Annotated in this window: 12 protein-coding genes and 5 tRNA genes; 4 read left to right on the top strand and 13 right to left on the bottom strand. The window is 70.7% G+C overall.

The window, feature by feature from the left end; translation table 11 throughout:
- Window positions 1-170: 170 nt before the first annotated feature.
- Window positions 171-809, top strand: a complete 639-nt coding sequence (cofC, locus tag ACF1DX_RS27970; RefSeq protein ID WP_391793901.1) for a 2-phospho-L-lactate guanylyltransferase — start codon at window positions 171-173, stop codon at window positions 807-809.
- A gap of 9 nt (window positions 810-818) precedes the next feature.
- Entirely contained in the window at window positions 819-1,022 is a 204-nt protein-coding gene (locus tag ACF1DX_RS27965) for a hypothetical protein (protein ID WP_030824720.1), read from the top strand.
- 99 nt (window positions 1,023-1,121) lie between these two features.
- Here the strand turns inward: ACF1DX_RS27965 and ACF1DX_RS27960 are convergent, their stop codons facing one another.
- The 4 genes from ACF1DX_RS27960 to leuC all read right to left on the bottom strand — a co-directional run bounded on the left by ACF1DX_RS27960 (window position 1,122) and on the right by leuC (window position 4,434).
- Window positions 1,122-1,760 (bottom strand): HU family DNA-binding protein, encoded by a 639-nt coding sequence (locus ACF1DX_RS27960; RefSeq protein WP_391793900.1) that lies wholly within the window; start codon window positions 1,758-1,760, stop codon window positions 1,122-1,124.
- A gap of 136 nt (window positions 1,761-1,896) precedes the next feature.
- On the bottom strand, window positions 1,897-2,127 hold the full coding sequence (locus ACF1DX_RS27955; RefSeq protein ID WP_085573006.1) for a hypothetical protein: 231 nt from the start codon (window positions 2,125-2,127) through the stop codon (window positions 1,897-1,899).
- A 276-nt stretch (window positions 2,128-2,403) separates the two neighbouring features.
- A complete protein-coding gene (leuD, locus tag ACF1DX_RS27950; protein ID WP_391793899.1) occupies window positions 2,404-2,997 on the bottom strand; it encodes a 3-isopropylmalate dehydratase small subunit in 594 nt (197 codons plus the stop codon).
- A gap of 6 nt (window positions 2,998-3,003) precedes the next feature.
- Complete coding sequence (gene leuC / locus ACF1DX_RS27945; protein ID WP_391793898.1) at window positions 3,004-4,434, bottom strand: 3-isopropylmalate dehydratase large subunit; 1,431 nt, start codon at window positions 4,432-4,434, stop codon at window positions 3,004-3,006.
- 194 nt (window positions 4,435-4,628) lie between these two features.
- Between leuC and ndgR the strand changes: the two genes are divergently transcribed.
- Window positions 4,629-5,342: an IclR family transcriptional regulator NdgR gene (gene ndgR / locus ACF1DX_RS27940; protein ID WP_030866220.1), complete on the top strand. Its 714-nt coding sequence runs from the start codon at window positions 4,629-4,631 to the stop codon at window positions 5,340-5,342.
- Between the two features lie 120 nt (window positions 5,343-5,462).
- Here ndgR and ACF1DX_RS27935 read toward each other — a convergent pair.
- The 9 genes from ACF1DX_RS27935 to ACF1DX_RS27895 all read right to left on the bottom strand — a co-directional run bounded on the left by ACF1DX_RS27935 (window position 5,463) and on the right by ACF1DX_RS27895 (window position 9,711).
- Window positions 5,463-5,535, bottom strand: a tRNA-Glu gene (locus tag ACF1DX_RS27935).
- A 27-nt stretch (window positions 5,536-5,562) separates the two neighbouring features.
- A tRNA-Gln gene (locus tag ACF1DX_RS27930) sits at window positions 5,563-5,634 on the bottom strand.
- Between the two features lie 21 nt (window positions 5,635-5,655).
- Window positions 5,656-5,728, bottom strand: a tRNA-Glu gene (locus tag ACF1DX_RS27925).
- Window positions 5,729-5,790: 62 nt separating this feature from the next.
- Window positions 5,791-5,863 (bottom strand) — tRNA-Glu (locus ACF1DX_RS27920).
- Between the two features lie 39 nt (window positions 5,864-5,902).
- A tRNA-Gln gene (locus ACF1DX_RS27915) sits at window positions 5,903-5,974 on the bottom strand.
- A gap of 90 nt (window positions 5,975-6,064) precedes the next feature.
- Window positions 6,065-6,796 (bottom strand): HAD family hydrolase, encoded by a 732-nt coding sequence (locus ACF1DX_RS27910; protein ID WP_391793897.1) that lies wholly within the window; start codon window positions 6,794-6,796, stop codon window positions 6,065-6,067.
- 281 nt (window positions 6,797-7,077) lie between these two features.
- The gene (gene gltX / locus ACF1DX_RS27905; RefSeq protein WP_391793896.1) at window positions 7,078-8,592 is read right to left on the bottom strand and encodes a glutamate--tRNA ligase; all 1,515 of its coding nucleotides are present in this window, start codon (window positions 8,590-8,592) and stop codon (window positions 7,078-7,080) included.
- Entirely contained in the window at window positions 8,585-9,370 is a 786-nt protein-coding gene (locus ACF1DX_RS27900; protein ID WP_391793895.1) for a fumarylacetoacetate hydrolase family protein, read from the bottom strand. The genes gltX and ACF1DX_RS27900 overlap by 8 nt, the downstream gene beginning before the upstream one ends.
- A gap of 152 nt (window positions 9,371-9,522) precedes the next feature.
- On the bottom strand, window positions 9,523-9,711 hold the full coding sequence (locus tag ACF1DX_RS27895; protein ID WP_391793894.1) for a hypothetical protein: 189 nt from the start codon (window positions 9,709-9,711) through the stop codon (window positions 9,523-9,525).
- A gap of 604 nt (window positions 9,712-10,315) precedes the next feature.
- On the opposite strand from ACF1DX_RS27895, the gene ACF1DX_RS27890 reads away from it, so the two are divergent.
- Window positions 10,316-14,167 carry a nitrate- and nitrite sensing domain-containing protein gene (locus ACF1DX_RS27890; protein ID WP_391793893.1) on the top strand — a complete coding sequence of 1,284 codons (3,852 nt, stop codon included), beginning with the start codon at window positions 10,316-10,318 and terminating at the stop codon, window positions 14,165-14,167.
- The last annotated feature ends 6 nt before the right edge of the window (window positions 14,168-14,173 follow it).

The raw sequence follows: 14,173 nt of genomic DNA, 5'->3' as shown, positions 1-14,173 counted from the left end.
ACACCTTCCTGTTCCGAATGTCAGGCCCGGAGCCCGGCCCCGGAGGCCAGGCGGGCCGCACAAGTGTCGCCCCGGGCCACCGGTCTGTCGAGAACACCGTACGCCCCGGCCCCCCGGCCGCCCGGTGTGCCGGGTGACAATGACCGCGACAAGAGAGGGACGCAACACTCGTGCAGTGGACCTTGGTGGTACCCCTGAAGCCGCTGGACCGGGCCAAGAGCAGGCTCTCGGACACCGCGGACGACGCCTTGCGCCCGGGCCTCGCGCTCGCCTTCGCCCAGGACACGGTGGCCGCCGCGCTGGAATGCCCGGCGGTACGGGATGTGGTGGTCGTCACGGACGACGCCCTCGCCTCCCGGGAGCTGGCCGCGCTGGGTGCCGGAATCGTCCCGGACGAGCCGCGCGGCGGTCTGAACGCGGCCCTCACCCATGGCGCGGCGGTGGCGGGCGCCGTTCGCCGCGCGGCGTGCGTCGCGGCCCTCAACGCCGATCTTCCGGCGCTCCGCCCGCCGGAACTGGCCCGTGTTCTCGATGCGGCCGCCGCATTCCCGCGCGCGTTCCTCGCCGATTCCGCCGGGGTCGGTACGACCTTGCTGGCCGCGAGCCGGGGCCGGGAACTGCGTCCGTTCTTCGGCCCGGACTCCCGGGCCCGGCACCGGGAGTCCGGAGCCGTGGAACTGGGTCTCGACGGTGTGGACTCGGTACGGCAGGACGTGGACACCGGCGACGATCTGCGGGCGGCACTGGCACTGGGGGTGGGCCCCCGCACGGCCGCGGTCGCCGCGCGGTCGCTCATCACCGGGCAGTAGGCTGCCGGCATGCAGGCCACCGCGTACACCTACGACCCCGACAGCCGCAGCGGCCAGGTGCTCCTGGACGACGGCACGCCGGTGCCCTTCGACGCCCCGGCGTTCGACGCGGGAGGTCTGCTGCTGCTGCGTCCCGGGCAGCGGGTGCGCATCGAGACCGAGGGCGAGGGCGGGGCCCGGCGGATCACGCTGGTGACGCTCCAGACGTTCTGACCGCCCGGGTCACTCCCGCACACACCGCGGGCCGGGCTCCCGAGGGAGTCCGGCCCGGCGCGTGAGTGCCGCTTGTCCGAGGGGACGGGACCCGGCCCGCTACTTCTTGCGGGCGGTGGTCTTCTTGGCGGTGGTCTTGCGCGCGGTGGACTTCTTGGCGGGTGCCTTCGTGGCCGTCGCCTTCTTCGCCGGGGCCTTCTTCGCGGCCGTCTTCTTCGCGGCGGTGGTCTTCGCCGTCGCCGCGGTCTTGGCGGGCGCCTTCTTGGCCGTGGTCTTCGTGGCCGCCGCCGTCTTGGTGGCGGCCTTCTTCGCCGGGGCCTTCTTGGCCGCCGCCGTCTTGGTGGCGGCCTTCTTCGCCGTCGTCTTCTTCGCGGCGGCCTTCTTGACCGTGGCCGAAGCGCCGCCGGTCAGGCTGCCCTTGGGTGCCTTCTTGACCGAGACCTCACCACCGCGCGGCAGCTTCTTCGAGCCGCTCACCAGGTCCTTGAAGCCCTGGCCCGCGCGGAAGCGCGGAACGGAGGTCTTCTTGACCCGAACCCGCTCGCCCGTCTGGGGGTTACGGGCGTAGCGGGCCGGACGGTCGACCTTCTCGAACGAACCGAAGCCGGTGACCGAGACCCGCTCCCCGGCGACGACCGCGCGGACGATGGCGTCCAGTACGTGGTCGACAGCCTCGGCGGCCTGCTGGCGGCCGCCCACCTTGTCGGCAATCGCTTCTACGAGCTGCGCCTTGTTCACGTCTTCCCCTTCGGAGACATCGCCAGAACGAATGTGTTCAAGCTTTTTCGCACGTTAGGCAGATATATACCGCAAATCAAACACGAAACGGGCTAATCACCCTTGTGCCGCAACGAACTCGGTTGTCTCGACTGGTTCAGCGTTCCTCTTCGGGGAATCGACCCTCGTCGAGGTCCTCGGTGAACCGCTCCAGACGCCTTGCCGCACCGGCGAGATCATGTTTGGCCGCGGCCGTAATGACCAGCAGCTTCCGGGTCAGCGCCATCCGTACGCCCTCCGGGACTTGCAGTGCGCGCACCTTCGCGTGCGCTTCCTTGAGCCGGACCGCGACCGCCGCATAGAGCTGGAGTTGGCCGTCGTGTTCCATGCACAGATTGTGCCATCTGGGGCGAGTTGTCGCCTGCGCAGGGGGCAACTGCCGCCTCGGACGGCCGTCCGGACACACGCGAAGATCACCGGCACGTGACACGTGTACCCCGACAACCACCTTCCTAACGTGGCAAGTTGAGGGACGTCGAGGTGACGCGCGGGGCCGAACGGGTGCAGACATGCCCGTACCCCCGATCGGGGCGATCGGGGGTACGGGAGGGGTGTCCGGTGGCCGAAAGTCGACCTCTGGCGAGGACTTCGGCCGTGGCGCGGGTCAGGCCGTGAGCGTCCTCGGCTTGAACGACGGGCGCTTCGCCTCGTACGCGGCGATGTCCGTCTCGTTCCGCAGCGTGATGGAGATGTCGTCGAGCCCGTTCAGCAGCCGCCAGCGGGAGTTCTCGTCGAGCTCGAAGGAGGCGGTGATGCCCCCGGCGCGCACCTCGCGGGCCTGGAGGTCGACGGTGATCTCGGCGGTGGGGTCGGCTTCGGTGAGCTCCCACAGCGCGTCGACGATCTTCTGGTCGAGGACCACCGTCAGCAGACCGTTCTTCAGCGAGTTGCCGCGGAAGATGTCGGCGAAGCGGGAGGAGATCACGGCCTTGAAACCGTAGTTCTGCAGCGCCCAGACGGCGTGCTCACGGGAGGAGCCGGTGCCGAAGTCGGGGCCGGCGACCAGCACGGTCGCGCCCTCGCGCTCGGGCTGGTTGAGGATGAAGGACGCGTCCTTGCGCCAGGCCTCGAACAGCCCGTCCTCGAACCCGTCCCGGGTCACCTTCTTGAGCCAGTGGGCGGGGATGATCTGGTCGGTGTCGACGTTGCCGCGGCGCAGCGGGACGGCCCGGCCGGTGTGGGTGGTGAATGCTTCCATGACTGATCAGACTCCAGCGGGCGTACGGGCGTCGGCGGCGGCGAGGTCGGCCGGGGAGGCCAGGTGGCCGAGGACCGCGGTGGCGGCGGCGACCTGCGGGGACACCAGGTGGGTGCGGCCGCCCTTGCCCTGCCGGCCCTCGAAGTTGCGGTTGGAGGTGGAGGCGGAGCGCTCACCGGGGGCGAGCTGGTCGGGGTTCATGCCCAGGCACATGGAACAGCCCGCGTGCCGCCATTCGGCGCCGGCCTCCTTGAAGACCACGTCCAGGCCCTCGGAGACGGCCTGCAGGCCCACCCGCGCGGAGCCGGGGACGACCAGCATCCGCACGCCGTCGGCGACTTTGCGGCCCTTGATGACGTCCGCGGCGGCGCGCAGGTCCTCGATGCGGCCGTTGGTGCAGGAACCTACGAAGACGGTGTCCACGTCGATGGAGCGCAGCGTCTGGCCGGCCTCCAACCCCATGTACTCCAGGGCCTTTTCGGCGGCGAGCCGCTCCGAGGCGTCTTCGTACGAAGCAGGGTCGGGGACGGACGCCGAAAGCGGGGCGCCCTGGCCCGGGTTGGTGCCCCAGGTGACGAACGGCGACAGTTCGGCGGCCTCGATGACCACCTCGGCGTCGAACTCGGCGTCGTCGTCGGACTTCAGCGTCTTCCAGTAGGCGACGGCCGCGTCCCAGTCCTCGCCCTTCGGGGCGTGCGGACGGCCCTCCAGGTAGGCGAACGTGGTCTCGTCGGGGGCGATCATGCCCGCGCGGGCGCCGGCCTCGATCGACATGTTGCAGATGGTCATCCGGGCCTCCATCGAGAGCTTCTCGATGGCCTCGCCGCGGTACTCCAGGACGTAGCCCTGGCCGCCGCCGGTACCGATCCTCGCGATGATCGCCAGGATCAGGTCCTTGGCCGTGACGCCCTCGGGCAGTTCGCCGTTGACGGTGATCGCCATGGTCTTCGGGCGGGCCATCGGCAGCGTCTGGGTGGCCAGCACGTGCTCGACCTGGGAGGTGCCGATGCCGAACGCGAGACCGCCGAAGGCGCCGTGCGTGGAGGTGTGCGAGTCGCCGCAGACGACGGTCATGCCGGGCTGGGTCAGACCGAGCTGCGGGCCGACGACGTGCACGACGCCCTGCTCGACGTCGCCCAGCGGGTGCAGCCGGACGCCGAACTCGGCGCAGTTCTTGCGCAGCGTCTCGAGCTGGACCCGGGAGACGGGGTCGGCGATCGGCTTGTCGATGTCCAGGGTCGGGGTGTTGTGGTCCTCGGTGGCGATGGTGAGGTCGAGACGGCGCACCGGGCGGCCGTTCTTGCGCAGGCCGTCGAAGGCCTGCGGGCTGGTCACCTCGTGCAGCAGGTGCAGATCGATGAAGAGGAGGTCGGGCTCGCCCTCGGCGCGCCGGACGACGTGGTCGTCCCAGACCTTCTCCGCGAGTGTCCTACCCATCGCTGTCCCTCCGGCCGGCCGTGGTGCGCCGGTCCAACTAGATCTGTGGGGAGACGGCGCCCGCACCCCTGCCTCCGGGCGTCCGCCGCCAGGCCCGGTGGTCCACGGGCCGCGTTGCTTCCGTGCCTCCAGAGTGGCGGGTTCCACGGAAAATTGAACTTGCGTTTCACAGAGTGAGACGCAAGTATCGTTGCATGGACAACAGTAGCGGCGTCGGCGTTCTGGACAAGGCGGCCCTCGTCCTGAGCGCTCTGGAGTCCGGTCCGGCCACCCTCGCGGGACTGGTCGGGGCCACCGGACTGGCACGACCCACGGCCCACCGCCTGGCGGTGGCGCTGGAGCACCACCGCATGGTGGCGCGCGACATGCAGGGCCGTTTCATTCTCGGCCCGCGCCTGGCCGAACTGGCCGCGGCGGCGGGCGAGGACCGGCTGCTCGCCACGGCGGGCCCGGTGCTCACGCACCTGCGCGACGTGACCGGCGAGAGCGCCCAGCTCTACCGCCGCCAGGGCGACATGCGCATCTGCGTCGCCGCGGCGGAGCGCCTCTCGGGCCTCAGGGACACGGTGCCGGTGGGCTCCACGCTCACGATGAAGGCCGGCTCCTCGGCGCAGATCCTGATGGCCTGGGAGGAGCCGGAGCGGCTGCACCGGGGCCTGCAGGGGGCCCGGTTCACGGCGACGGCCCTCTCGGGCGTACGACGCCGGGGCTGGGCCCAGTCGATCGGCGAGCGCGAGCCGGGCGTGGCGTCGGTCTCCGCGCCGGTGCGCGGGCCGTCGAACCGGGTGGTGGCCGCCGTCTCGGTCTCCGGCCCCATCGAGCGCCTGTCCCGCCACCCGGGCCGGATGCACGCCCAGGCCGTCATCGACGCAGCCGGCCGCCTCTCCGAGGCGCTGCGCCGCTCCTGAACCACCTCGTCCCGTGGGTACGGGCCCGCCTCAACGCCGCGGCGGGTCCGTTCCCCGGTTCCCGGGCACACGTCCCGGAACGCCGAAAGCCCCCCACCGAGGTGGAGGGCTTTCGCTGTGTACCCCCGACCGGATTCGAACCGGCGCTACCGCCTTGAGAGGGCGGCGTGCTAGGCCGCTACACAACGGGGGCGTGGATCATACGTTGCCGCAGATCCTGCTGGTCTACCTGGACTCGAACCAAGACTAACTGAACCAGAATCAGTCGTGCTGCCAATTACACCATAGACCAATGATGGTTTAGACCAGTCAGTACCCCCGACCGGATTCGAACCGGCGCTACCGCCTTGAGAGGGCGGCGTGCTAGGCCGCTACACAACGGGGGCCCTAGCGATCCTGCGTCGAATACGGCGGGAGCTACCCTGACCGTCCTCGCGGGAAGGATCTGTACCCCCGACCGGATTCGAACCGGCGCTACTGCCTTGAGAGGGCAGCGTGCTAGGCCGCTACACAACGGGGGCTTTGCGGATGAGATCCGCGGTGCAGATGAGCTCTGCGAGCTGGCCTACCTGGACTCGAACCAAGACTAACTGAACCAGAATCAGTCGTGCTGCCAATTACACCATAGGCCACTGGAACGCAAGCCCCTGAGGGGTTCTTGTTCTAGTTTCGCGCTAGGGGCTCCGGCCTTCCGGCCCGCTCCCCTCGGCGCAGGAAGAACATTACCCGAAGGTGGACGGGGCTCCAAAACGGGTATCGGCGGCGAGTACCGCCGGGAGTTCCGCGAGGGAGGCGATACGGCGCGGCCCCACCGGCGGCTCGACCGTCGCGCGGGCGCCGCCGCGGTCGATCCACACCGACAGCAGCCCCGCGTCGGCGGCGCCCCGGCCGTCGATCTCCGGGTGGTCACCGACGTACGCCACCTGGTCCGGCGGCAGCGCCAGCGCGTCGCAGGCGGCGAGGAACGCGCCGGCCTCGGGCTTGGAGACGCCCAGTTCGGCGGCGCACAGGATGGCCTCGAAGCGGTCGTGGACGCCGAGGACGCGCAGCTTGCGGTCCTGGACGTGAAGGCTGGAGTTGGAGAGCACGGCGTGCCGGTGGCTGGCGGCGAGGGCGTCGAGGACGGGCAGCACGTCCGGGAAGAGGCTCCAGGCGGACTCGTAGTGCGTGACGTACCGCCGGTCCCAGTCGTCGGCCTCGGCGTCGGTCATCTCCCGCCCGAGGAAGACCCGGGTGCGGTCGCGCCGCTGCGTCTCGTAGTCCACCTCCCGCGCGGCGAACCGCGCCCACTGCTCCCGTGTCACCTCCCGCCACCGCTCCAGCGCCTCCTCCACGGAGGCGTATCCCGCGTGCAGCCCCTCGGCCACCAGGTGGGCGCGCATGCCCTCGCGATCGGCGGTGGTGTAGTCGAAGAGAGTGTCGTCGACGTCCCAGACAACGGCTTTGACCGGCATGCCACCGACGGTACAGCCGGACCGGCTGGGGGTTCGGGGGTTATCCCCCGACGGACGCAGTGTCGAAGAGAGTGTCGTCGACGTCCCAGACAACGGCTTTGACCGGCATGCCACCGACAGTACAGCCGGACCGGCCGGGGGTTCGGGGATCATCCCCCGACGGACGCGGCGTTCATGTCCCGGGCAACCGCTCGGGTCGCCATGGGACCGGGACGGTGTCCGGGAACGTGAAGGGGCGGCGCCCGGATGGTTCCGGGCGCCGCCCCTTCACGGCCTGTGGGTCACGCGGCGAGCTTCGCCAGGGCCGCGTCGATCCTGGCCAGCGTCTGCTCCTTGCCCAGGATCTCCAGGGACTCGAAGAGCGGCAGGCCGACCGTGCGGCCGGTGACGGCGACGCGGACCGGGGCCTGGGCCTTGCCGAGCTTGAGGCCGTGGGCCTCGCCGGCGGCCAGGACGGCCTCCTTGAGGGACTCGGGGGACGTCCAGTCGGCGGACTCCAGCTTCTCCCTGGCCGTGCGGAGCAGGGCGTCGGAGCCCTCCTTCATCGCCTTGTTCCAGGACGCCTCGTCGAAGACCGGCTCCGGCAGGAACAGGAAGTCGACGTTGTCCGTGATCTCCGACAGCACCTTCAGGCGGGTCTGCGCGTGCGGGGCGATGGCCGCCCACTTGGCCTCGTCGAAGGCCTCCGGGGCCCAGGGCGCGAAGGGCGCCTTGAGCCAGGGGGCGCAGCGCTCGGTGAAGTCCTTCACATCCAGCATGCGGATGTGGTCGCCGTTGATCGCCTCGCACTTCTTCAGGTCGAAGCGGGCCGGGTTCGGCTGCACGTCGGCGACGTCGAAGGCGGCGACCATCTCGTCGATGGAGAAGACGTCCCGGTCGGCGGAGAGCGACCAGCCGAGCAGGGAGAGGTAGTTGAGCAGGCCCTCGGGAAGGAAGCCGCGCTCGCGGTAGAGGTTGAGGGAGGACTGCGGGTCGCGCTTGGAGAGCTTCTTGTTGCCCTCGCCCATCACGTACGGCAGGTGGCCGAAGGCGGGGGTCCGCTTGGCGATGCCCAGCTCGGTGAGCGCCTTGTACAGGGCGATCTGGCGCGGGGTGGAGGAGAGCAGGTCCTCTCCGCGCAGGACGTGGGTGATCTCCATCAGGGCGTCGTCGACCGGGTTGACCAGCGTGTAGAGCGGGGCGCCGTTGGCGCGGACGATGCCGTAGTCGGGGACGTTCTCCGGGGTGAAGGTCAGTTCGCCGCGGACCAGGTCGGTGAAGGTGATCGTCTCGTCGGGCATCCGGAAGCGGACGATCGGCTCGCGGCCCTGGGCCTTGTACTCCTCGACCTGGGCGTCGGTCAGCTCGCGGCAGTGGCCGTCGTACCCGGAGGGCCTGCCGGCGGCGCGGGCGGCCTCGCGGCGGCTGTCCAGCTCCTCCTGGGAGCAGTAGCAGCGGTAGGCGTGGCCGGCGTCGAGGAGCTTCGCCGCGACGTCCTTGTAGAGGTCCGTGCGCTGCGACTGGCGGTACGGCGCGTGCGGGCCGCCGACCTCGGGGCCCTCGTCCCAGTCGAAGCCGAGCCAGCGCATGGAGTCGAGAAGCTGGTTGTACGACTCCTCGGAGTCGCGGGCCGCGTCGGTGTCCTCGATGCGGAAGACCAGGGTGCCGCCGTGATGCTTGGCGAACGCCCAGTTGAACAGGGCGGTGCGGACCAGGCCCACATGGGGGTTACCGGTGGGCGACGGGCAGAAACGTACGCGTGGGGGTACCCCCTGCGCGAGCGAAGTCGAGGGCTTGGGGGAGGGTGCGCTAGCCACGCTTGACAACCTTGTTGGTGAGAGTGCCGATGCCTTCGATGGTGACGGCGACCTCGTCGCCGACGTTGAGGGGGCCGACCCCGGCCGGGGTGCCCGTGAGGACGACGTCGCCCGGGAGCAGCGTCATGGCCTCGGAGATGTTGACGATCAGGTCCTCGATGGAGTGGATCATCTCGCTGGTGCGGCCGAGCTGGCGCTGGGCGCCGTTGACCGTGAGCTGGATGGTCAGGTCGCCCGCGGCGGCGATGTCGATGTCCGTCTCCACCCAGGGGCCGAGCGGGCAGGAGGTGTCGAAGCCCTTGGCCCGGGCCCACTGCTTCTCGCGCTTCTGGACGTCGCGCGCGGTGATGTCGTTGGCGCAGGTGTAGCCGAGGATCACGTCCTTGACGCGCTCGCGCGGGACCTCGCGGCACATCCGGCCGATGACCACGGCCAGCTCGGCCTCGTGGTGCACGTCCTGGGAGAAGGAGGGGTACTGGATCTCGTCGCCGGGGCCGATGACGGAGGTGGAGGGCTTGAAGAAGGCGAACGGGGCGTCGGGGACCTCGTTGCCGAGTTCCCTGGCGTGTTCGGCGTAGTTGCGGCCGAAGGCCACCACCTTGTTGGGGAGCACCGGGGGCAGCAGCCTGACCTTGCTCACCGGGACCTTGGTGCCGGAGAGCTCGAAGTCCGCGAACGGGATGCCCTTGATGATGTCCAGGACGAGTTCGTCCTGCTTCTCGCCCTCGACCGCGCCGAAGGCGACGTTCCCGTCGATGGAGAATCTGGCGATGCGCACGGGATGCTTGTCCCCTTGACCGAATCGGCTGACGTCTGACGCCCCAGGCTAACGCGGCAGGGGTCCGCGCTCCGCGCAATGACGAGGGGCGTCCCCGTTGCCGTGGGGACGCCCCTTGAGTGTTTCGCGGCCGGTGCGCGTATGGACCGGTGTCACTTCGCGGCGGTGGCCGCGGCCGGGATCTCCATGAGGATGGTGCGCTTGGGGTTGGCAGTCTGGGCCGGGAGGTCGACGGTGTGCTCCTGCTGGACCGGTGCCTGCAGTTCATCGGCGCCGTCGAGGTGCGCCAGCGTGGTGCGCCGCGGGTTGGCGATCTTGTGGAACATCATCGTCGTCTTCACTGTTTACTTGACCCTGTCCTGTTCACGGGCGCCCGAAGGGGGTATGTGACCCCGGTGAGGGCGCGGGTTGTCGGTTCTGCCATCCCTGTAAAGCGTCAGGCTAAACATGGGATTCCCCGCCGACTTCGGCCGAGCCCTTGATCAGGATGTGAGTTTGCTCACGAGCTACTGGACAAATCACCCATTCCGACTCGGTCCCCGAGGAGACGGAATCGGACATTCACCACCTGAAGCCACCATTCCGCTCCTGATCATGGCGACTGGGACACCCGAGCGGGCCCGCCGACTCGCGGGCATACGTCCCTTATGGGGGAGATCACTTTCCACCCCCGGTGACTCGCCACTCACGCGGTGTCACGTATCTCACGGGTAAGCCCGTGGGCCTTGTTGGAGATCCTGCACTGTGCTGGAATTCCACGGAACCGCCGCAGGATCGAGCCGGCGCACAGGGGGCGCACAGACGCGCCGAGTGGCGGGCGAGAAGGGGGAACCAGCGCCGGTCACTCACGACCACCACGGGGCGTATTCAGGGCGCCCCCATGACGCCGACACCGTGCCTCGCCGTTCACGCGGAGGGGTGCCTGGTTCAGAGGTTGCGACGCTAGTGCAGGGACGTTTCAAGAGGGATGGCAGCGCTTCGGCAGAGCCGGAGCCGCAGGGCGGGACCGGTCCCAAGGCCGTCGGCTCCTCGCCCCAGCACGCCCAGAACCAGGGCCCGGACGCGGCCGGGAAGGGCGGTGAGGGCACCGGCGCCGCCGCGTCGGGCCCGGCGCCGGCCACCCCGAAGGGTCCGACCGGTCCGGGGCCGCGAATAGCCCTGCGGAACTGGCGGATCTCGACCCGTCTGGTGTCGCTGCTCGCCCTCCCGGTGGTCGCGGCCACCTCGCTGGGCGCGCTGCGTATCAACCAGTCGCTGGACGACATCCAGCAGCTCGACAACATGAAGCTGCTGACGGACATGACCAAGCAGGCCACCGAACTGGCCCACGCGCTCCAGGAGGAGCGCGACCAGTCGGCCGGCCCGCTGGCGCACGGCGGCAAGGCCACGGACTTCTCGGTCAAGGGCTACCGCGAGAAGACCGACCGGGCGCGCAACCTCTTCATCGACAGCTCCGAGGAGATCGACGACGCCAGCAAGGACGGCAACCTCAAGGGCGTCCGCGACAACCTGGTGCAGCTCGCCGGTGAACTGGGCGAGCTGGAGAAGATCCGCAACACGGCGTTCCAGTCGGAGGAGAACTCCACCCAGACCGTCGAGGGCTACCACCGCCTGATCGAGAAGCTGGTCGAGCTCTCGCAGGACATGGCGGAGGCCACCAGCAACCCCGAGATGATCCAGCGCACCCGTGCCCTGGCGTCCTTCTCCTCCGCCAAGGAGTACGCGTCGATCCAGCGCGCGGTCCTCGCCGCGGCGCTGCCCACCAGCAACACCACCAAGGGCAAGCTCTCCGACAACGACCGGCTCTACGCCGAGTCCGCGCTGGCGAGCCAGAAGTCCGAGATCCGCAGCTTCAAGAGCATCTACGGCGATGTCGCCGCCACCGAGCTGCTGCTGCCGATCGAGGAGGGCAACAGCACGATCAAGGCCACCGACGAGTACGCCGGGCGTGCCCTGGCCTCGGAGTTCGGCCTCACCTCGGTGGGCGCGCGGTCCTACCGCGACTGGCTGGACGACAGCTCCATCAAGCTCCAGCAGATGAAGAACATCGAGCTCTATCTGCTCGAGGACATGGAACAGCAGGCCCGTGAGCTGCGCAGCGCCACCGAGCGCGACGCGATCATCTCCGGTGTGCTGATCCTGCTCGTGCTCGGCGTGTCGCTGGTCGGCGCCTTCGTCGTGGCCCGCTCCATGATCCGCTCGCTGCGCCGGCTGGAGGACACCGCCACCAAGGTCGCCCAGGAACGCCTGCCCGAGCTGGTCAAGCAGCTCTCCGAGTCCGACCCGCAGGACGTCGACACCTCCGTGCAGTCGGTCGGTGTGCACTCCCGGGACGAGATCGGCAAGGTGGCCGCGGCCTTCGACGACGTGCACCGCGAGGCGGTCCGCCTCGCCGCCGAGCAGGCCCTGCTGCGGGGCAACGTCAACGCGATGTTCACCAACCTCTCGCGCCGCTCCCAGGGTCTGATCCAGCGCCAGCTGTCGCTGATCTCCGAGCTGGAGTCCCGCGAGGCCGACCCGGACCAGCTCTCCTCGCTGTTCAAGCTCGACCACCTCGCCACGCGTATGCGCCGTAACGGTGAGAACCTCCTCGTCCTCGCGGGTGAGGAGCCCGGCCGCCGGTGGACCCGCCCGGTCCCGCTGGTCGACGTGCTCCGTGCCGCCGCGTCCGAGGTGGAGCAGTACGAGCGCATCGAGCTGGCCTCGGTGCCGAGCACCGAAGTGGCCGGCCGCGTGGTCAACGACCTCGTGCACCTGCTCGCCGAGCTGCTGGAGAACGCGACATCGTTCTCCTCCCCGCAGACCAAGGTCAAGGTCACCGGTCACGCGCTGCCCGACGGCCGGGTGCTGATCGAGATCCACGACACCGGTATCGGTCTGTCGCCGGAGGACCTGGCGGCGATCAACGAGCGGCTCGCCGCGCCGCCCACCGTGGACGTCTCCGTCTCCCGCCGCATGGGTCTGTTCGTGGTCGGCCGGCTGTCGCAGCGTCACGGCATCCGCATCCAGCTCCGCCCGTCCGACTCCGGTGGTACGACCGCGCTGGTCATGCTGCCCGTGGACGTCGCCCAGGGCGGCAAGAAGCCGCAGGGCAAGCCGGGTCAGCCGGGCGCGGGCGGCGGTGGTCCCGCCGCCGCGCAGGCCGCCGCGGGCGCCGCGGCCGCACGGCGTGCCGCCGGTGCCGGTCAGTCCGCGGGCGGTGCCCTCGGCGCCGGCGCGCCCGGCGGTGGCCGGCTCGGCGCCGGTCAGGGTCCGCGGGCCGCGCTGCCCGGACGGGACGGCGCGGGCCGGCCCGACGGAGCGCGGGGGCCGCAGGGCCAGCCGGCCAACTCCACGCCGTCGCTGTTCGACCGGGGTGCTCCCGGTGCGGCTCCGCAGGGCCGTCCGGCTCCGGCCGGCTTCGGCGGCCAGGCTCCCGGTGCCCCGCAGCAGGGCATGCAGGCCGCGGGTCCGAACGGACAGCAGGACCAGGACGCCTTCGGTGGCGGACGCGGCCAGGTGCCGCCGCAGCGCGGCGGCAAAAAGCCCGAGCGCTCCCGCCGTCCGCAGCTTCCGCCGCGCGGCGGTGCGCGCCCGGAGCTGCCCGGCGGTGACCAGCAGCAGCCGCGCATGCCCAGCTGGAGCGACGAGAACGCCCAGCCGCCGGTGCCGCGCGCCTCGCTGGACGCCCCGCGCGGTCACGAGGAACCGGACGCCGCCCGGACCTCGCCCATGCCCCGGTTCGACGACCGTCAGAACCCCGGTGCGCCCGCCTACGGCGCCCCGCAGAACACGGGCCAGTACCCCCAGCCGGGCGCGAACGGTTCCCAGAACACCGGCTCGTACCCCCAGCCGGGCGCGAACGGCGCCCAGAACACGGGCCAGTACGCCCAGCCCGGCGCGAGCGGTTCCCAGAACACCGGCTCGTACCCCCAGCCGGGCGCGAACGGCGCCCAGAACACGGGCCAGTACGCCCAGCCCGACGCGAACGGTTCCCAGAACACGGATCCGTTCCTCCGCGGTGACGTCTTCGGCGCCCCGCAGGGTGGTCCGGGCGGGCAGAACCCGGCCGCGACGGGCCGGTTCCCCGCCCCGCAGGGTTACGACAACGGCTCCACCAGCCAGTTCCCGACGCCGGGCCAGGACAACGGTGCCACGGGCCGTCACTCCCTCCCGGAGCGTCCGAACGCCGCGGACCCGGCCGTCACCGGCCAGTACGAGCGTCCGCAGCCGAACGGCACACACGGAGCCGGCCCGGTCGCCCCGCGTCCGCCGGCCCCGCAGCAGGGCCCCGGCGGTGCCGCGCAGCGGCCCGACGGGCGCGCGGTGTCCGACGCGTGGGCGCTGCCGCCCGCGTCCGGTCCGGGCGACGGCCGTACGCCGCTGTACGACACGCTGGAGACCAACTGGTTCCATGGTGGCGGGCAGGAGCAGGGCAACACCTCGGCTCCGGCACCCCAGCAGCACCAGCCCCAGCAGCCGCAGCAGCCGCAGGGCCCCACCGGCCCGCAGCGGTCCGCTGCCCCCACCTGGCGCAGCTCGCCCAACGACGAGCTGGTCCGGCAGGCCGAACGCGTCCGGCAGCCGGCCGCGGGCGGTGTCACCACCTCCGGCCTGCCGCGCCGGGTGCCCAAGGCGAACCTCGTCCCGGGCACGGCTCAGCAGCAACAGCACCAGAGCGGTCCTCAGGTCTCGCGCGCCCCCGATGACGTGCGCGGCCGGCTGACCAATCTCCGTCGGGGTATCGCACAGGGTCGTCAGGCCGGCACCACCCAGACCGGCAGCTTCCCGAACCCCACTCACCAGCAGGAGCGTTAGTTGAGC

Source organism: Streptomyces sp. NPDC014676 (assembly GCF_043084105.1).
In the GTDB taxonomy this organism is placed as follows: domain Bacteria; phylum Actinomycetota; class Actinomycetes; order Streptomycetales; family Streptomycetaceae; genus Streptomyces.
The sequence above is the reverse complement of the archived record's forward strand: the minus strand, read 5'-3'. Positions and strand labels throughout refer to the sequence as shown.